The organism is Pectobacterium parmentieri (assembly GCF_001742145.1).
Classification (GTDB): domain Bacteria; phylum Pseudomonadota; class Gammaproteobacteria; order Enterobacterales; family Enterobacteriaceae; genus Pectobacterium; species Pectobacterium parmentieri.
The window spans coordinates 4,088,385-4,106,946 of the sequence record NZ_CP015749.1; the positions used below are offsets into that span (position 1 = coordinate 4,088,385).

The 18,562-nt window shown below is 52.3% G+C and carries 19 protein-coding genes; 2 read left to right on the forward strand and 17 right to left on the reverse strand.

The genetic code is table 11. The annotated features are described in order from the left end of the window. Window positions 1-18: 18 nt before the first annotated feature. The gene (locus A8F97_RS18515; protein WP_014702166.1) at window positions 19-585 is read left to right on the forward strand and encodes a helix-turn-helix domain-containing protein; all 567 of its coding nucleotides are present in this window, start codon (window positions 19-21) and stop codon (window positions 583-585) included. A gap of 45 nt (window positions 586-630) precedes the next feature. Here A8F97_RS18515 and phoU read toward each other — a convergent pair whose 3' ends face one another. The 5 genes from phoU to pstS all read right to left on the reverse strand — a co-directional run bounded on the left by phoU (window position 631) and on the right by pstS (window position 5,300). Then, window positions 631-1,362 carry a phosphate signaling complex protein PhoU gene (gene phoU, locus A8F97_RS18520; protein WP_014702165.1) on the reverse strand — a complete coding sequence of 244 codons (732 nt, stop codon included), beginning with the start codon at window positions 1,360-1,362 and terminating at the stop codon, window positions 631-633. Between the two features lie 13 nt (window positions 1,363-1,375). After that, complete coding sequence (gene pstB / locus A8F97_RS18525; protein WP_005976611.1) at window positions 1,376-2,149, reverse strand: phosphate ABC transporter ATP-binding protein PstB; 774 nt, start codon at window positions 2,147-2,149, stop codon at window positions 1,376-1,378. 102 nt (window positions 2,150-2,251) lie between these two features. After that, the gene (gene pstA, locus A8F97_RS18530) at window positions 2,252-3,139 is read right to left on the reverse strand and encodes a phosphate ABC transporter permease PstA (RefSeq protein ID WP_014702163.1); all 888 of its coding nucleotides are present in this window, start codon (window positions 3,137-3,139) and stop codon (window positions 2,252-2,254) included. Further along, window positions 3,139-4,098 (reverse strand): phosphate ABC transporter permease PstC, encoded by a 960-nt coding sequence (pstC, locus tag A8F97_RS18535; RefSeq protein ID WP_014702162.1) that lies wholly within the window; start codon window positions 4,096-4,098, stop codon window positions 3,139-3,141. Before pstC ends, pstA begins: the two co-directional genes overlap by 1 nt. 161 nt (window positions 4,099-4,259) lie before the next feature. Continuing rightward, window positions 4,260-5,300 carry a phosphate ABC transporter substrate-binding protein PstS gene (pstS, locus tag A8F97_RS18540; protein ID WP_014702161.1) on the reverse strand — a complete coding sequence of 347 codons (1,041 nt, stop codon included), beginning with the start codon at window positions 5,298-5,300 and terminating at the stop codon, window positions 4,260-4,262. 461 nt (window positions 5,301-5,761) lie between these two features. Here pstS and A8F97_RS18545 point away from each other — a divergent pair, with 461 nt between their 5' ends. Then, window positions 5,762-6,928: a metallophosphoesterase family protein gene (locus A8F97_RS18545; protein ID WP_033072402.1), complete on the forward strand. Its 1,167-nt coding sequence runs from the start codon at window positions 5,762-5,764 to the stop codon at window positions 6,926-6,928. Between the two features lie 105 nt (window positions 6,929-7,033). On the opposite strand, the gene A8F97_RS18550 is transcribed toward A8F97_RS18545, so the two are convergent. The 12 genes from A8F97_RS18550 to A8F97_RS18605 are packed head-to-tail and all read right to left on the reverse strand — an operon-like array spanning window position 7,034 to window position 18,550. Further along, entirely contained in the window at window positions 7,034-8,260 is a 1,227-nt protein-coding gene (locus A8F97_RS18550; protein ID WP_014702159.1) for a beta-ketoacyl-ACP synthase, read from the reverse strand. Next, window positions 8,260-8,991 (reverse strand): 3-ketoacyl-ACP reductase FabG2, encoded by a 732-nt coding sequence (locus A8F97_RS18555; RefSeq protein WP_015731587.1) that lies wholly within the window; start codon window positions 8,989-8,991, stop codon window positions 8,260-8,262. The genes A8F97_RS18550 and A8F97_RS18555 overlap by 1 nt, the downstream gene beginning before the upstream one ends. Before the next feature lie 38 nt (window positions 8,992-9,029). Beyond that, a complete protein-coding gene (locus A8F97_RS18560) occupies window positions 9,030-9,512 on the reverse strand; it encodes a hotdog family protein (protein ID WP_014702157.1) in 483 nt (160 codons plus the stop codon). Beyond that, window positions 9,505-10,662 (reverse strand): beta-ketoacyl-[acyl-carrier-protein] synthase family protein, encoded by a 1,158-nt coding sequence (locus A8F97_RS18565; protein WP_033072403.1) that lies wholly within the window; start codon window positions 10,660-10,662, stop codon window positions 9,505-9,507. Before A8F97_RS18565 ends, A8F97_RS18560 begins: the two co-directional genes overlap by 8 nt. Before the next feature lies 1 nt (window position 10,663). Continuing rightward, a complete protein-coding gene (locus tag A8F97_RS18570; protein WP_015731585.1) occupies window positions 10,664-11,239 on the reverse strand; it encodes a DUF3261 domain-containing protein in 576 nt (191 codons plus the stop codon). After that, the gene (locus A8F97_RS18575; RefSeq protein ID WP_050512697.1) at window positions 11,236-13,557 is read right to left on the reverse strand and encodes an MMPL family transporter; all 2,322 of its coding nucleotides are present in this window, start codon (window positions 13,555-13,557) and stop codon (window positions 11,236-11,238) included. The genes A8F97_RS18570 and A8F97_RS18575 overlap by 4 nt, the downstream gene beginning before the upstream one ends. Continuing rightward, window positions 13,529-14,134 carry a LolA family protein gene (locus A8F97_RS18580; protein ID WP_014702153.1) on the reverse strand — a complete coding sequence of 202 codons (606 nt, stop codon included), beginning with the start codon at window positions 14,132-14,134 and terminating at the stop codon, window positions 13,529-13,531. The genes A8F97_RS18575 and A8F97_RS18580 overlap by 29 nt, the downstream gene beginning before the upstream one ends. After that, entirely contained in the window at window positions 14,131-14,553 is a 423-nt protein-coding gene (locus A8F97_RS18585) for an acyl-CoA thioesterase (protein WP_014702152.1), read from the reverse strand. The genes A8F97_RS18580 and A8F97_RS18585 overlap by 4 nt, the downstream gene beginning before the upstream one ends. Further along, window positions 14,553-16,268, reverse strand: coding sequence for a glycosyltransferase family 2 protein (locus tag A8F97_RS18590; protein ID WP_025920142.1), 1,716 nt, complete (start codon window positions 16,266-16,268; stop codon window positions 14,553-14,555). The genes A8F97_RS18585 and A8F97_RS18590 overlap by 1 nt, the downstream gene beginning before the upstream one ends. Then, window positions 16,259-16,648 carry a 3-hydroxyacyl-ACP dehydratase FabZ family protein gene (locus A8F97_RS18595; protein WP_014702150.1) on the reverse strand — a complete coding sequence of 130 codons (390 nt, stop codon included), beginning with the start codon at window positions 16,646-16,648 and terminating at the stop codon, window positions 16,259-16,261. The genes A8F97_RS18590 and A8F97_RS18595 overlap by 10 nt, the downstream gene beginning before the upstream one ends. Further along, window positions 16,635-17,990 (reverse strand): AMP-binding protein, encoded by a 1,356-nt coding sequence (locus A8F97_RS18600; RefSeq protein ID WP_033072404.1) that lies wholly within the window; start codon window positions 17,988-17,990, stop codon window positions 16,635-16,637. The genes A8F97_RS18595 and A8F97_RS18600 overlap by 14 nt, the downstream gene beginning before the upstream one ends. Continuing rightward, a complete protein-coding gene (locus tag A8F97_RS18605) occupies window positions 17,987-18,550 on the reverse strand; it encodes a COG4648 family protein (protein WP_014702148.1) in 564 nt (187 codons plus the stop codon). Before A8F97_RS18605 ends, A8F97_RS18600 begins: the two co-directional genes overlap by 4 nt. Window positions 18,551-18,562 lie beyond the last annotated feature (12 nt).

Sequence of the window (18,562 nt, forward strand, 5' to 3'; positions counted from 1 at the left end):
AAGCAGGAGCCAGCATTGATGTCTGATGAACTAACCCGTCGTATTGGCGATACATTGAAAACATTAAGGCAGGAGAAAGGCTGGAGCCTCACGCGAGCAGCGGAAGAAACGGGAGTCAGCAAAGCAATGCTCGGCCAAATCGAGCGTGGTGAATCCAGCCCGACGGTCGCTACCCTGTGGAAAATTGCGACCGGTCTGAATGTCGCGTTCTCTACCTTTATTGAACCGACGCTCGCGGATGAAGGTGTGACGTATCGCTCAGGGGCAGGTTCAACGTTCAGGGAAAGTGCCGCAGGAATGCGCGCTGTGCCACTCTTTCCCTACGACGAAAAACTGCGTTTCGATATGCTGGTTATTGAACTGGCTGCAGGTGCCGGCAGCACGTCATCGCCACATGAAAACGGGGTGATCGAGCATATTATTGTGTTGGAAGGCCAGTTGGAGATCACCGTTGATGGCCAGACGCACTTATTGTCCACCGGTGACGCCCTGCGCTTTGCTGCCGACAGAGAGCACCGCTACCACAACCCTACCGACACCACGGTGCGCTTCCACGATTTGATCCACTATCCTGATAAAAACTAACGCCCTGCAAGCAGGGCGTTATCAGATGTTAAGCGCGAAATAACGTTACTCTTCAGCTTTTCTGTCTTTCTCAGCCAGCAGTTTTTCCAGCGCATCACCACCAAGGTGGCGGAAATCCTGACCTTTGACAAAATAGAAGATAAATTCACAGATGTTCTGGCAACGATCGCCGATACGTTCGATAGAACGGGCGCAGAACAGTGCCGTCAGCACGCTGGGGATAGTACGAGGATCTTCCATCATGTGAGTCATCAACTGACGCACAATCCCTTCGTACTCTTTATCCACTTTCTTATCTTCACGATAAATACGGATCGCTTCGTCCAGATCCATTCGGGCAAAAGCATCCAGTACATCATGCAACATCTGCACGGTGTGGCGGCCCAATGATTCCAGGCTGACCAACAGCGGCTGATGCTGGTGGGAGAATTTCTCCAGCGCGGTGCGGCAGATTTTATCCGCCACGTCGCCGATACGCTCCAGTTCAGAGATGGTTTTGATGATCGCCATCACCAGACGCAGATCGCTGGCGGTGGGCTGACGTTTCGCAATAATGCGCACGCAGGCTTCATCGATCGCCACTTCCATCATGTTAACTTTGGCATCGCCTTCAATTACCTGCTGAGCCAGCTCCGCGTCCTGATTATGCATCGCGGTAATCGCGTCACTCAGTTGCTGCTCCACCAGCCCGCCCATGGTCAGGACCTGCGTGCGGATGTGTTCCAGTTCGGCGTTAAACTGACCGGAAATGTGTTTGTTCAGATTCAGATTATCCATGATGCTTTCCTAATCAACCGTAACGGCCGGTGATGTAATCTTCAGTCTGTTTCTGCCGTGGGGCAGTAAACAGGGTATCAGTATCGCTGAACTCAATCAGCTCACCTAAATACATAAACGCCGTATGATCTGAACAACGCGCTGCCTGCTGCATGTTATGCGTCACAATGACCACGGTGTAATCTTTTTTCAGCTCAGAGATCAGCTCTTCAATGCGACCGGTAGAAATCGGGTCGAGTGCAGAACAAGGTTCATCCAGCAGCAAGACATCCGGGCGAATCGCAATACCGCGCGCAATACATAAACGCTGCTGTTGACCACCGGACAGGCTATAGCCACTCTGATGGAGCTTATCTTTTGTTTCCTGCCACAGCGCCGCTTTGGTCAACGCCCACTGGACACGTTCATCCATATCGGCACGGGACAGTTTCTCAAACAGGCGAACACCAAACGCGATGTTATCGTAAATGGACATCGGGAACGGCGTTGGCTTCTGGAAAACCATACCCACCTTGGCACGTAGCAGCGCGATGTCTTGCTTATCGGTCAGGATGTTATTGCCATCCAGCAGGATATCGCCCTCGGCGCGTTGCTCAGGGTAGAGCTGATACATTTTGTTCAACGTGCGCAGCAACGTGGATTTACCACAGCCGGACGGACCGATAAACGCGGTAACCTGATTCGCGGCAATATCCAGCGTAATGTTTTTCAACGCATGGAATTTTCCGTAATAGAAATTCAGATCGCGTACCTGGATTTTGTTGGATGTCTCAGTAGTCATACTCATCAAGACTTCTCTCTTTTACCTGGCGCTGACTTGCAACACCTTGAATTTGTTTAATGTTTTTCAGAGAATTACTGTTTTTAGCAAATTAGTGCTTTTAGCAAGCTAGTGTTTCTTCGCGGAGAAAATAACACGCGCCAGAATATTCAGTAGCAGAACGCACAGCGTAATCAGCAGTACCCCCGCCCAGGCCAACTGTTGCCATTCCACAAACGGGCTCATGGCAAACTTGAAGATGGTGACTGGCAGGTTAGCAATCGGATGCATCATATCCGTGCTCCAGAACTGATTAGACAGCGACGTAAACAGCAACGGCGCCGTTTCCCCCGCAATACGCGCGATAGCCAGCAGCACCCCGGTGATAATGCCGGATACCGATGCCTTCAGCGTAATCGCCGAAATCATTTTCCATTTCGGCGTACCCAGTGCATAAGCGGCTTCACGCAGGCTATCCGGCACCAGTTTGAGCATATTCTCGGTGGTACGAATCACAATCGGCACCTGCAACAGCGCCAGCGCAATCACCCCTGCCCAACCGGAGAAGTGCTGCATCTTTGCTACCACTAGCGTGTAGACAAACAGGCCAACCACAATAGAAGGCGCTGACAGCAGAATGTCGTTGATGAAGCGAATCACTTCGGCAATCCACGATTTACGACCGTATTCCGCCAGATAGATGCCCGCCATAATCCCCAACGGCGTACCCAGCAGCGTCGCCCATAGGATCAGCAATCCACTTCCGGCGATGGCATTCGCCAACCCACCACCCGCCGTATTGGGCGGTGGTGTCATTTCGGTAAATAACGCCAGAGACATACCATCCACGCCTCGGGTAACGGTCGAGAACAGTATCCATACCAGCCAGAACAGGCCGAAAACCATCGTAGACATGGATAAAAACAGCGCAATACGGTTTTTCTGGCGACGCCAGGCCTGCATTTTACGCCGTGAGCGTTCCAGTGCGGCTTCTTGCTCTATGCCTAATGTCGCCATTAGCTCGCCCCCTCATTTTTTGCCAGACGCATCACCATCAGCTTTGAACACGCCAAAACAATAAAGGTAATCACAAACAGAATTAGCCCCAGCTCCATCAACGCCGCGGTATGCACGCCGGATTCGGCTTCGGCGAATTCGTTCGCCAGCGCAGAGGTAATACTGTTGCCTGGCATATACAGTGAAGCGCTGTCGAGCTGGTAGGTGTTACCGATGATAAAGGTAACAGCCATCGTTTCTCCCAAGGCGCGCCCCAACCCCAACATGACCCCGCCGATGACACCGTTCTTGGTGTAAGGCAGCACAATGCGCCAGATCACTTCCCACGTCGTACAGCCGATGCCGTAGGCGGACTCTTTCATCATGACTGGCGTTTGCTCAAACACATCACGCATGACCGCGGCAATGTAAGGGATAATCATGATGGCCAGAATAACGCCAGCCGCCAGAATACCAATCCCGAACGCCGGGCCAGAGAACAGTGCGCCAACAATAGGGATGCCGGACAGGACGTTGCCGACCGGTTGCTGGAAATATTTGGCAAACAGCGGAGCAAAAATGAACAGCCCCCACATGCCATAAACAATACTCGGTATGGCCGCCAGCAATTCAATCGCTATGCCAAGCGGGCGTTTCAACCAGGCTGGTGCCAGTTCTGTCAGAAATAACGCAATTCCGAAGCTAATCGGAATCGCAATAATTAGGGCAATCAGTGAGGTGACGACAGTACCGTAAATCGGAACCAGTGCACCAAACTGCTCTGCGGGCGCATCCCACTCTTTCGTCCACAAGAAGGAAAAACCGAATTTCTCGATGCTGGGCCAGGACGCCACAATCAGGGAAACAATGATGCCGCCCAACAACAGTAGCGTGACCAGCGCCGCCAGTTTTACCAGCGTGCTGAAGAGGATATCGCCATATTTTCCCGGGGCTTTGATAGTTGGCTTGTACTCCGCCATACGTCTCTCTTCTCGATTTAACTACATTTGATAAACTATTGAAGGCAGAGAGGCTTATCACCTCTCCGCCCCGATACGACGTGTTATTCCGCGACGTATTTCCAGAACCTGATAGCATCATCACGCTCTGGTAACCCACGAGACGGTTGTCGATACAATAATTAGTACAGCGCTTTGCCGTTGCTGTCTTTTACCTGGGTTTTCCAGGCTGCACGGATTTGCTCAACCACTTCTTTTGGCAGCGTGGCGTAATCCAGCGCTTCGGCTTGCTCACCGCCTTTCTTGAACGACCAGTCGAAGAATTTCAACACTTCAGCACCCTGCTCAGGTTTCTCCTGTTTGGTATGAACCAGGATGAACGTGGTGGAGGTGATCGGCCATGCATCAGCGCCTTTCTGGTTGGTCAAATCCTGAGCGAAGGACTTGCTCCAGTCGATCTCTTTAGCCGCGTTGCTGAAGCTTGCGCCAGTTGGGCTAACCGCTTTGCCATCGGCAGAAATCAGTTTGGTGTAAGCCAGATTGTTTTGCTTGGCATACGCATATTCTACGTAACCGATAGAACCAGGCAGACGCTGTACAAACGCAGCGATACCATCGTTACCTTTACCGCCCAGACCGGTAGGCCAGTTCACGGTAGAACCTGCGCCAATCTTCTCTTTCCACTCTGGGTTCACTTTTGCCAGGTAGCTGGTGAATACGAAAGACGTACCAGAACCATCAGCGCGACGAACCACAGCGATATCCTGATCCGGCAGCTTGGCGTTCGGGTTCAGTTTGGTAATGGCCGGGTCGTTCCACTTTTTGATGTTGCCCAGGTAGATATCACCCAGTGTTTTACCGTCCAGCGTCAATTCGCCAGATTTAATACCAGGAACGTTCACTGCCAGTACCACGCCACCGATAACGGTTGGGAACTGGAATAAACCATCCTGTGCTAATTTATCGTCAGCCAGAGGCGCATCAGAGGCACCGAAGTCTACTGTTTTAGCGATAATCTGTTTTACACCGCCAGAAGAACCGATCCCTTGATAGTTAACTTTATTACCGGTTTCTTTTTGATAGGAGTCAGCCCATTTAGCATAAACAGGCGCAGGGAATGTCGCACCGGCACCGGTGAGGTTAGCAGCAGCAAAAGCGGAAACCGCTGTCAGAGAAAAGGTTGCCGCAACAACACTGGCAAGAGTGGTACGCATCAGTTTCATAATCCCTCCTGTGGGATATTCGACGTGTCGACGTAGAGCCGTTATCAAATCAGAGTTATCAAATCAGAGTGTAGTTTGCAGGAGGAAAAATAGGACAATTTGGTGACAGTAAAATGTACAGAATATGACAGTTTTATTACACCGAAATACAAACAAGACTTCCTCTCACTGATCCGACCTGGTTTTTTCCTGTTATACCGAGCAACGTCGGATATTCCTTTCCGCTGTACAAAATCTGTAACAATCATGTTTTACGGTAAGCCCTGTCTTTTAGCACGTTAGTTTTAATTTTTTGGATATAACAACGTTATATTCTGATTATCTGATGGTATTTTCAAAAAAAAACCTGACAATGACGATGTGAATGAGTCAAAAAATCCAAATAGAAAACGAGAGACGTGCGTGCGTTATGACAGTTGCCATGTTGGCATTAGCCATAAGTGTTAAATAGGAGATCGACATTGAAAAGAAGAGCCTTCATACAATCTGCGGCACTCCTGCCGCTCGCCATGCAACTTCCTGTTCATGCTGGCACCGCCGATCTATGCATAAGCCAACCCGGCAATGACGATAAAAGAAAAAGGTTATCTATCGCGGTAATCAGTGACCTGCATATAGATAACGATGATTTACTCTCATCATTTAAAAAGGCATTAAATAATATAAAAGAAAAAAATAAAATATCTAACATCATCATCCCAGGAGATATTAGTGACAGACATGAATATATAAGTAAAGTCATGGGTGCTGTAGAAAACACGTTTCAAGGTGGAGATGAGAAGATAATAGAAATATTAGGGAATCATGATGTTAGAGGCCCTGATAGTAAATCATGGACTAAAGATCCCGATAAAGAAAACCCTTACTACAAATTTATTATAGAAAAATATAAAAAAATGAATGCTAAAAAAATAAATCATAAAAAAAAGCATGCATGTTTTGATATTTTTATTGGCGACCATCATTTTATCGCACTGAACACGGATAGAGGTCTAAAGGATCAGGCCTACTACGATGATTCAACATTAGAATGGTTCGAAAAGAAAGTCTCTGAAAAGGTCAAGGGTAGGAAATTTGTTATATCTCATCAACCACTTAATGACACACACTGGCGCTCTAATTTGTTTGGTGGGTTTGGGGAACAGGATGAAAAAATAAAAAGTATATTATCAAAACACCCAAAAACCGTTGTCATATCCGGTCATATCCATAATGGATTCGGTGTTTTAGAGGCCATGCAAAAAGAATTCGGCACCCTAATTGAAATCCCCTCATTCAATAGAACGGAAAATGGATTAAGGGAGAAAGGCTATGGTTTTATTCTACAAATAGAAAGTGATTCCATTACATTTGAAGCATGGAATTTTTTAAAAAACCAGCACTACCCTGAATATGACGTAAAAATAACTGACCACGCGGTCTCTTCTATCTTAGAGAAAAAGCAAGAAAACGAAGAATGTTACAAGAGCCTGGTTGCAGAAAATTATCCTTGGGAGAAAATAGCAGAAGATAATGATGGCGGAGATAACATAACCGAAGGGCAAGAACATTTTGGCTTAAGGCGGTTGTGGCCTAATTATAAGTGGGAGCAGTATTCATCCGATCCCTTGTTGAAGCAAACTTACTAGCGCAGCCCTCCCCAGAATGGTCAGTAAAAAAACGCTGACCATTCTGGGGGGAGATTAGAACATGAGCCCCATCTTGGCGATACCCACGCTAACGCCCCCAATCCATTATTGCCAACGACGGAAGATCAGCGATGTGTTAATGCCGCCAAAAGCGAAGTTATTAGACTGAATATAATCTGTCTTAATATGGCGTGGCTCACCCATGATGTAATCCAACTCGCCGCAATCTTCCGCAGGTTGCCGTAGATTAAGCGTCGGCGCAAACCAGCCTTCACGCATCATCTCGATACTCATCCATGCTTCGAGCGCGCCACAAGCACCCAGCGTGTGACCGAAATAGCTTTTTAGCGACGAAATTGGGGTGGAGTTACCGAACACAGCCGCGGTAGCCTGACTTTCTGCAACATCCCCTCGATCGGTTGCCGTACCGTGGGCGCTAATATAGCCCACATCGCTGGGTTGCAAACCCGCGCAGCGCAGCGATCCTTCAATACAAATCTGCATAGTTTCACGCTGAGGCTGCGTAATATGTGCCGCATCACAGTTGGTGTAAAACCCAACCAGTTCAGCATAGATTGTCGCACCACGCGCCACTGCATGCTCAAGCTCTTCCAGCACTAACGTACCCGCCCCTTCACCGATAACCAAACCGTCGCGACTGGCGTCAAAAGGAGACGGCGTAGTCTCCGGCGCATCATTGCGTTGGCTGGTGGCAAACAGCGTATCAAATACGGCAGCTTCTGACGGGCAAAGTTCTTCCGCACCGCCAGCAACCATCACCGTCTGATAGCCATGACGAATCGCTTCCCAGGCATAGCCAATCGCCTGGCTCCCCGATGTACAGGCGCTGGATGTCGGGATCACTCGGCCACGCAGCCCAAAAAACAAACCGGCATTCACCGCCGTGGTATGCGGCATCATCTGCACATAGGTCGTACCGGTAATATTATTGGTGTGCTTTTCTGTCAGCATGGTGGCGAATTCGCTCACCGGCCCCGTGCTCCCTGTTGAAGAACCGTAAGCAATACCGGTTTCGCCATTCGTCAGCACCGGATGACCAATCAACCCCGCCTGTTCCAGCGCCAGCTCGGTGGCGCGTGTGGCCATCAGAGATACCCGCCCCATCGAACGGATGCGTTTACGCGTGTAGTGTTCTGGCAGACTAAAGTTATCAATCGGCGAACCCAACTGCGTATTCAGGCCATCGTACACCTGCCATTCGGGCATCTTACGAATGGCATTACGACCCGCACGCAAACCGTCAGAAACGCTTTCCCAGGATTCACCGAATGCGGTGACCCCGCCCATTCCCGTAACCACGACACGGCGCATCACAGCATCCCTCCATTAATAGAAATGACCTGACGCGTCACATAACTCGCGATATCAGACATAAGATAGCTCGCCAGCCCGGCAACTTCTTCCGCCTGCCCCATGCGTTTCATGGGGATCATCTTCATTGCTTCTTCAATGGCGACCGGTTCCATTTGAATCATGCCGGTATCGATCAAGCCGGGCGCGATACAGTTAACCGTTATTTTTCGTTTCGCCAGTTCGATAGCCAGCGCTTTCGTTGCACCAATGATGCCTGCTTTCGCGGCGCTGTAGTTAACCTGTCCCCGATTCCCCATGATCCCGGAAACCGAAGACAACGTGATAATTCGTCCGCCGTTACGCAGGCCAATCATCGGCATCACACAGGGATGGATCACGTTATAGAAGCTATCGAGATTGGTGTGGATCACGCTATCCCAAGCCTGCTCGTCGAGGGCAGGAAAAGCACCGTCACAGGTGATACCGGCATTACTGACCACGCCATAGTAGGCACCGTGCACCTCAATATCCTGTTCAATCACGGTGCGACACGCTTCCCGATCGGCAATATCGAAACTGACAATACGGCCGGAACCGTTTTGCTCCATAATCTGGCGTAAGGTTTCTTTAGCCCCGTTTTCATCACGGTGATAATGCACCACCACGGTAAACCCCTCTGTCGCCAGACGCAGTGCAATGGCTCGACCGATCCCTTTGCTGGCACCGGTCACTAACACAGAACGCGTTATGCTTGTTCTCCCGGTTTTCATAATAGTTTTTCCGGCTGTCATAATAGCTTTCCCTGTTCTAAAAGTGTTTTCAACTCATTATCATCGGGTTGATAGGTGTTCAGCCGACCAGAGGCATACTTCTCGCCATCGATCGCTATCTCACCCTCAAAACTACCGACTTTATCATCACGCATCAGTAGCGTGACGGTCACATCGAGCAAGGCACCGGCAGGGAAAACATCCTGCTTACAGTGATAACCCCGCCCGCCGAGCAACATACCGGGGCGCGGCTTCTCATGTAGCTCGCGGCTCTGGCGCCCGTGCCAACCAGACCAGACTCCGATCGTTTGAGCAATAATTTCGATACCAAACCAGGCTGGCAGATGTCCCTGCGCATTCAGAAACGGTGCCAAAATACTCTCGCGGTTGACCGCCACACGACAGTGCGCGTGTTCATCATCAACGTGCAACACTTCAGCCACCAGCACCATCGGGGCGGAATGGGGCAGATAATCTGCCGCAGCCAGATATTCACTCATGATCCCTCCCCAAAATCAGACACGTATTATTGCCGCCAAACGCAAAAGAATTGGACAGAATCACCGGGCGGGCAAGCGGCGCGGGTTCATGGAGCAGACCACACGGTGGCAGCGATGCATCGGGGCAGCTACGTGAAAAATCCTGCGCAGGCAACGGAAGATCCCGCGTAAGAAGCAGCCAGCAGAGGACAGCTTCACTAATACCGGCGGCACCCAGCGTATGGCCGGTGAGGTGTTTGGTTGAGCTACAGGGTACGCGATCGCCAAAAACGACGTGAACCACATTAGCCTCAATCTGGTCGTTCAGACGCGTAGCCGTACCGTGTAAATTGATATAACCCACATCATTAGGCTGTAATCCGGCTTGCGACAGCGCCATCGTCATTGCGCGGATCGCCCCTTCGCCTTCCGGGTGCGGCGCTGACATATGGTGAGCATCGGACGACTCGCCGAAACCCAAAACCGCCACACGATCGGGCTGCTTGCCGATCAGCATCAGCGCAACGCCTTCGCCGATCGTGATGCCATTACGCTCTTCACTAAACGGTTGGCAGCGCGTTGAAGAGAGTGATTCAAGGCTATCAAAGCCATTCAGCGGCATACGGCTCAGCGTATCCGCGCCGCCAACGATAGCCACATCCGCGAGCCCGGCATCGATTAATCGTTTACCGCTGATCAGCGCTCTGGCACTGGAAGAGCAGGCGGTTGATATGGTGTAAGCAGGTCCATTTAACGCCAGATAGGCGGCCAGAAACCGGGAAGGATCGCCAAGTTCCTGCTGCGCGTAGCGATAAGTGGCAAGGTTTTCGCTGACATACCGATCGGCTTCATCCAACCCGGAGGTACTGGTGCCCAAAACTACCGCCACTCGGTCAGAGCCAAACTGCGCGATAGCCGCATCCACCTGATGCCGGATTTGTTCCAGTGCAGCCAGCAATAGCTGGTTATTACGGCTGTTATGCGCCGCCAATTCCAACGGGATAGCGGGTAATTCCGCATCCACCTTCCCAGTCCAACAAGGCTTATCATGCAGCAACCACCCGGTATCAGGGCGCATGCCTGGCGCATGACCGCTGGCAAGGTTATCAGCGATCTCATCCAGATTATTGCCCAGCGCATTCAGCGCACCAACGGCGTTAATGTAAATCATGCTAACTATCCAGATGTTGAATCACGATGTGATAACCAAAGACGAATTGCTGAACGCTCATCGGCACGCGCTGGTTATTGCGCGTCATATAGCGAATTTCGGTAATCAGCGTGCCGCGATTGTCCCGCAACTGTCTCTTGTCATCGCTATCTTTTAGCGTCCAACCGGCTGGTAGTTGTGTCTGCCACACGGCGATCGGCCAGTGGCTCAGCATGATATCCGCCAGTACCTGACTGGCTGGCGGTAACTGCGGCAGGACGATGGACTGTTCAGTATGAACACCCTGAGCATCATAGGTAACGTTGAACAGACGAATACCGATAGAGGAAAGACCAACCAGCGAAAGCTGCTTATCATCGGCACTCAACATCACCAGCAGCGATTGCTGCTTACCGTCAAAGGTTCCCGTCAACAACTGCTGTTCGTTGACCGATGGGGTAATGGCGGGTGCAGGGAGCGTAACTTTCACACCCGGTTTGAGCCACGCCTGCGGCCGACCATCATCATGTTGTTTGCTGGCGCAGCCAACCAGTACCAACACACCAATGAGCAGAAGCCCACGTCGCAACAATGTCATTTTCGTTTCCCTTTTGAATCAGGCAACGCCAGAGGCGCCAGCAAAAAGGCGGTAAAAATACCGCTACAAAGCACAATTCCGAAGCTGCTGATGGCCTGAGTGCTGCTGAAAACCAGCATACCCAGCGTCAACAGCGCGACGCACATCGCTAACGTCACCGCCAGCAATGAGGTCATCGGCGTACCGCGCGGGTTGCTGAAAAACAGCGTGTAATTGATGCCAATCCCAAGAACCAGAACCAGCGCCAACAATGAAAATAGATTCAGCGAATGACCACTCAGCGCCAGCGCCGCCAGGCCACCGCCTAGCGACAACACCGACGGCACCACATTTAATAATCCACGGCGCAGCCCAAGACGAATAACGTAGCTCAGCGCAATCACAGCCAGCGCTGCCGTCAGCAACCATCCCAGCATGGCGCGATAGAAACCGAACAGCGCGTCAAAGGTGCCTTTTCTGTCGATCCACTCCACGCCCGGCAGGGTTTTAGCCATCTGTCCCAGCGCGGCGCTATCGCTTACTCCGCTGACGGGAACCAGAACACCACTTTTCCCATTAGGTAACGTCAACCACAGCAACCGCCATCCTTCACTTATCGGGCTATCCAGCCAGCGCTCTGGCGTTACCGGCATGGGCCGTATATCCGGCATGACGACATCAACGCCCGTATCATTAAGACGCCCGATCACCGTTGCGGCTGCCGAAGCAATAAGCTGACTATCGCGCTGTTGCTGAGCCAGAGAAGAAAGCGGCAGTAACCGGTACTGCTTTAGCCACGCCTGTTGCTGCGCGTCACGCAGTTTAGGCGCGAGCTGTTCCAGACGCTGTAATGTCTCCTCTGCGCTGTCGCCATAGACGACGAACCAGGTTTGATCGGCGCTCTGTCCCGTCAGTGCCGTCAACTGCCGCTCTTGTTGCATCAGATCCTGCGGCAGCGCCTGTAGCTGAGAGATATCATCATTCACCTCCAACCGCAGCAATCCCACGACAGAAAGTAGCAGCAGCGTCAGCGGGATCCCAAAACGCACGGCGCGCTGACGCCGCCACGCGGCTAGCCAGCGCCCCATCAGCACCATTACGGGGATCGGCCTGACCGGCAGTCCCTTTACCAGAAAAGGATACCAGCACACCACGGTCAGGCAGGAGGCCGTCAGCCCGGTGGCGGCGAACACCGCCAGTTGCTGTAAGCCCGGGAAAGGGGCCAGCGCCATCATCAAGTAAGCCACCACCGCCGTACCCAGCGCGAGCAAAAGGGCCGGCAGCACCTTTTTCAGGCTTTCCAGGGCGGAGACATGGCCGCCGTGAACCATCCGTTCGGTCAGATAATAGAGCGTATAATCCGCTGAAATACCGACGATGCTGATACTCATCACCAGCGTCATTAAATGCAGTTCACCGAACAGCAGCAAGGTAAAGACCGTACCAGCCAGCGCACCGATGCCCACCGATAATCCACATAACAGCAGCGGGCGCGGTGAACGAAAGACAAAGAAGATCAGCAGCAGCACGCCAGCGACGGTGGCGACACCAAGGGTAGAGACATCTTTTTTGGCCTGTTGGCTGGCATAGTTGCTGAACAGTACCGTCCCGCGTGTTAATACCTCGGCATCAGGGAATGCGGCCTTCAGATCGCGCTCAACGGCACTGAGCTTATCAACCAGTTGCTGATTGCGCGCCATGTCGAAGGAACCCCCGCTAAGCTCACCGTGCAGAAAATACCAGGTGCGGCCTTGTGCATCTTTTGCCGTTAGCCAGCCTTGCGACAATCCTAACTGGCTGGCATTTTGCTGCAACGCCAGTTGAGAGCCACGCACCAGCATCAAAGGATCGTGATTTAACTCTTTACCGCTCACGCCCGCGAACGCGGAATAAAGCTGCGCCAGCACCCAATCGGCCTGCGCCACACCGCCATTCTCCAGCCGCGCGCGCGTGACAGAATCGACCAGACCATTGCGGTGTTCAAAAACGAATTTCCCCCACCGCTGCTGCTGTTCGGCATCAATCGGGCCATTGACCTGCTGTAGATCGGGAAGCGCACGCAGGTGTTTCAACCACCAGTCAGCCACCGCGGGTTCAGCCTGCTTGCCGGGTGTAACGAGCCACACCATCTGCCGATCGAGGCGTTGCATAAAGCCTTGCTGTAGTTCAGGGGGAAGCCCCCCCATCGCCTGCTTGGGTAACAACGCCAATACGCTACTGTTGATCTGCGCCTTCGGCAGCAGCAGAACCAGCGTAGCAATCAACACCACACAGCAGCCAATCCAAACCAGCGCGGCGCGACGGATACCGTCAGAAAACGAAACGCTGTAATTCATCATCGCTTAACGTCCGGGGAGTGATCCGCTGGTTGCTCAGCGTAATTCTGGTCATGTCGCCCTGACGGTCATCCAGTTCGATGCCGTCGAGAAACTCACCGCCGTTCAGCGTAATGGTGTTGAACAATTTATCTAACGGCGACGTTTTTGGTGTCAGCACCAGACGCCACTGCTGCTTACCGAGATCGGTAAACTCGATGGAGAAATTCTGCTCCAATACGTGGCGATCGGCCTGAAACAAGGCACGTAACAGGTGGTTAAACTGAAACATCTGCGGATTGCTTTCCGCCGTGACAATCTGCGGCGCTTGCCCGTTCATCACCTGAACCATACGCGCTTCGTCCAACACCATCGTCAGCGGAAACGGTGTGGCCTGATGCCACCAGAGCCCTTTTTCCTGCGCGATCAGCAGTTGTCCGCCGGATTTAAGCGGCTTTGCCATCCCTTTTATTTCACGCAGTTGGGTGAAATCGGCGCGTACAACCGGCTGGCTACTGAATTTCTGTTGTAAATCATCCAGCGTAACGGCCTGCGCCACACCGCCAAACAGCATAAAAACCGCGACAATCAGTCGTATCATGGTGTCACTCCAAGGCGCTCAAACAAAATAGGGGGGGAAACGAAATTCAGTTCACGGCATCCTTCCTGTACCGCGACCTGGATCGTATAACCCGTCGTCGTGCGTTGGCCGCTTTCGGCATCGAAAATCTGGTAGGCGATACGCAACCGATTCTCGACTTCTTCGATAGTGGCGCGAATGCGTATACGTTGCTCATAGGTCAATGCGGCGCGGTATTTCACACGCGTGTCCACCACCGGCCACACATAGCCCGATGCCTGCATCTCACGATAGCCATAGTTAAATTTGCTGAGCAGCGCCTCGCGCGCGACTTCAAAAAAACGAAAATAGTTACCGTGCCACACCACGCCCATCGGATCGCAATCATGGAAAGATACGGTCAATTCAACCTCATGGCTTAAGCGAGGATCGTTTAGCACTATGACTCCTTTTTCCCAGCAGCTTGGCCGTCATCATCAGGCAGGCTCCAGAAATCAAAAAAATTAAACCAGTCGAGCGGGGATTTCAGCGCGTAGTGCGCCAGCCGTTCGGCATAGCGATCGACAACCTGTTGCAAAGCCTGCTGTCGGGTTGGGCGCGGTAACGCAATGCTATCGGCAAAGGGCTCGCAGTAGACACGCAGCTTTTTCTGCTCGCGAATGACAAACATCAGTAAGACAGGGCAACGCAGCGCCGCAGCCAGTACAAAAGGCCCTTGAGGAAAGGGGGCTTCTTTTCCCAAGAACGGGCTCCACACCACACGCCGAACCCCACCACGCTGGCGATGTACCGCCGTGCGATCGCCGACAATCGCCACCCATTCCCCCGCATCCAGCTTTTCTTGCAGCATGATTGCCGTGTCCGGTCCGATGTCGCTGACAGGGATAAGATTCACACCAGCCTGTGGGGCGATCTCTTCCAGCACCTGTTTAAAACGCTGGGAATTTTCAGTAAACACCAGTGCGTTAATCACCAGCCCACTCACCTGCTGTGCCAGCGCCCGGCACACCTCGATGTCACCGAGGTGTGAAGCCAGAATCAGTTGTCCTTTTTGCCTGCTGTGTTCAATGGTTTGTCGCGCGCCGGGGGCAAAATCGATATCACGTCCCCAGTGTAGATCGCCACGCCAACTGGCGATTTTGTCCAGCATTGCCTGACCAAAACGCAGGAAATGGTGATAACTGCTGAGCGGTTTAGGCAGCGGGATAGCTTGCTGACGCGCATAATCCCCGATTTGCCGCAGCCATGACTGAGAGGCCGCGCGCGCGGTACGCCCAGTCAGCCAGTAAAATGCAATAACCGGCCAGAGAAACAGCGTAAACACCCCACGACCTAACCGCTGATAGACCGCCAGCATAAACCGCATACCGAGCAAGCCCTTGCGTTCCGATACGCCAGCCCAGTGTTGCTGACGCTGCCGCAGTAGCAGCATGGGAATGCGCGGAAGCATGCCGAAAAACAGACGGGTATGCATCCAGGAAATCCGCAGGTTATCGTGCAACGCATCAAAATGAGACAGGCCGTTTTCTGGATAGGTCACCGCTGTTTCAATAAAGCGGCTGGGCGTTCCCGCCCAATACAGACGCACCATAATTTCCGTATCGAAATCCATACGGTGACCGAGAGACGTCCGAGAGAGAAGGGATAACGTCGCCGCAACCGGATAAACACGGAATCCACACATGCTGTCCTTGAGGGAAAGGGATAACGTTTCAATCCAGACCCAGACGTGGGTGACATAGCGCCCGTAAAGACGTGATTTCGGCACCGAGGCATCGTAGCGCGGCCGACCGGAAATCAGGCAACCTGGGTGCGCTTTCGCCTCATCCAGCAAAAGCGGTGCATCTTCAATCTGATGCTGCCCATCGGCATCCACCTGTAAGGCATGGGTAAACCCGGCATGCGCCGCTGCGTCGATGCCACGGATCACCGCCGCGCCTTTCCCACTGTTGTGCGCCAACCGAATCAACGTCACACCATCGTTTTCTGCAACCAACTGATTGAGAACATGCTGCGTTGCCGCATCACTGCCATCATCAACAATAAAAACCGGCAGCGCTAACGGTGCTAAACGCACCAGCACCGACGCCATCATGGCACCGTGGTTATAACAGGGGATCACCACGCAGGGCGAGAATGCGCCATTTACTGACATGGGCGATCTTCCACCATCGGCGTAAGCTTGATTTTTCCGCTGCTGGCCGTGCGCTCAACATCATCATCCAGAATGATGTAGCTAAAGGTCAGCCATTGCTTTCCGGCATGCCATGTCAGAACCAAACGCAGCGTTTTTCCGGGCAAAATCGGCTGCTGAAACTTAATGTTTTCAATGGACAAGAACGTCCAACCTTGCGCCAGCATCGTCGTCGCGTAATGCATGACCCAATCCAACTGTGCCACACCAGGCAGTAGCGGTTGACCCGTAAAGTGGCCGTTGAACCAGAACAAATCGGGATCAACCCGTAGCATCAATTCAACCTGAGACGTTTCATCCGTCTTTTTTACATCGTGCCGGGCAAGCTCAACGGGCAACATGAAACAATTCCTGTATCTGCGGCCAGGCACGTTTACTCTGGCTATTGTGAGGAATGACATCGACGACGCGCCAAAAACGCGGCATCGCTAACGGCTCCAGCCATTTTTGCAATTCATGCCGCCATTGGCGTTTCAAATTCGGTAAATCAGCAGCCTTGTCTGGGGAATTCAACACCAGTACCACACCAATCCCGCTACGTTCTGGGCGCGTCACCTGAAGCGCAACCGCATCGGCAATATCGGGCAGATCGAGTAAGCGTCGTTCTATCTCGCTTAGCGAGATGCGCTTGTCTTCGATCTTCACGACGCGATCGTGCCGGCCGCACAGTTGAAAATGGCCGTCGTCGTCAAACGCCAATCGGTCATCCAGCTTGTGACCTTGATCATTAGGGATCAGTGCCGACTGTGCCCACCAATCATCATGTTCATCACGTCGTAGTGACACGCCGGGAAACAGTTGCCACGGCACGATATCAACCTCGCGCGATCGCCATGCTAAAACTCCCGTTTCTGTACTGCCGTATATTTCATTGATGGGGCGCGTAAACCACGTCGCTGCCGCCTCGGCATGCTGCCAGGGTAATGTTCCCCCCGCAGAGACAATCAACGAGCACAACGGGGCAGAAAGCGCCCGATCGATACGGCGTAAGAATGCCGGACTACTGATAAACACGGAACGCTGCTGACGATCCTGTGAAGTAAGTTGTTCGGTATAAAGCAGTTGGCGGCTATCAAAACGCAGCCCCAGCGCCATCGGTAGCCAAATGCGAAACGTCAGCCCGTATAAATGCTGGTGGGTGACAGAAGCAATCACGTCACAGCCTTGCAAATGCACGCCCCAGCGATCCGCCAACCAACGCGACTCTTCATCCAGACAGCGTACTGGTTTCACAATCTGGCGAGGCTTCCCGGTAGAACCCGACGTAAACAACACAACGCAGGCATCATCCGGTATGGGAGGTAACACAGACTCAGCGACGTTCACCGTATCGACCGTTAGGGTAAATACGGGGCAATCCAGATGCAGCGACACATCCGTCAATAAACCGTCAAACTCATCCGCCTGTTCTTCTAGTACTGATTGGCGACAATGACCAGGAATGACGGGGGTTTTTCCCGCATGCAAAGCAGCCAGAAGCCCTATCGTGAAGCGATAACTGTCTTCAAAACACAGCGCCCAACGCGTCTCCTGTCGCTGGCTTAGTTGCTGACAAAGCGCAATAACCTGTGCTTTCAGCATACTCAGCGTGAACATGGTGGCACCATTATTGGCAACAATGCGCTGAGGAGAATCATTTCCCCTGAGCCAGTCATTGACAGCTCGAACAGTCGGCCCGTTCATACGCACTTCCTCAGACGCTGGCGTATCAACCACTCTCCCCCCATCAACAACCCCATAAGCACATAGCTGATCACGCCGTTCCATAACGTCCACCAATGAAGATCGCCAACAACACAGGTCAGCACGGCGATACTGCCGTTAAAAATAAAAAACCAACACCATACCTTCGTCACGCGACGCGTATAGGCAATAGCCTGAACCGGGAGTTCCGGTTCCCGAAGGCGAGCAAGGCGCTCGACAAGCGGCATGCCGCTATAAAGTGAGCCACCAAAAAACAACAACATGACGCTGTTTACCGCAACGGGATACCACAGCAGCCAACCGCCATCACGCAGTAATAAACTGGCAATGGAAAGCGCAACTCCAGCCGCAGCCAGCCACAGAGCCGTCCCTTTGAAAGCATGTTTATCATCACGCAACGTGGCGAAACGTAGAACAAACATCAGCGCTAATGCAACGAGTAGCCAGCGATGTTCAGGATGCGTGATGCTAAACCAGGCCAGAAAAGGCCAGGCAATCGTCATTAATACATTCAGACTACTTATCAGCACACGTATCACTTGGCGAACTCA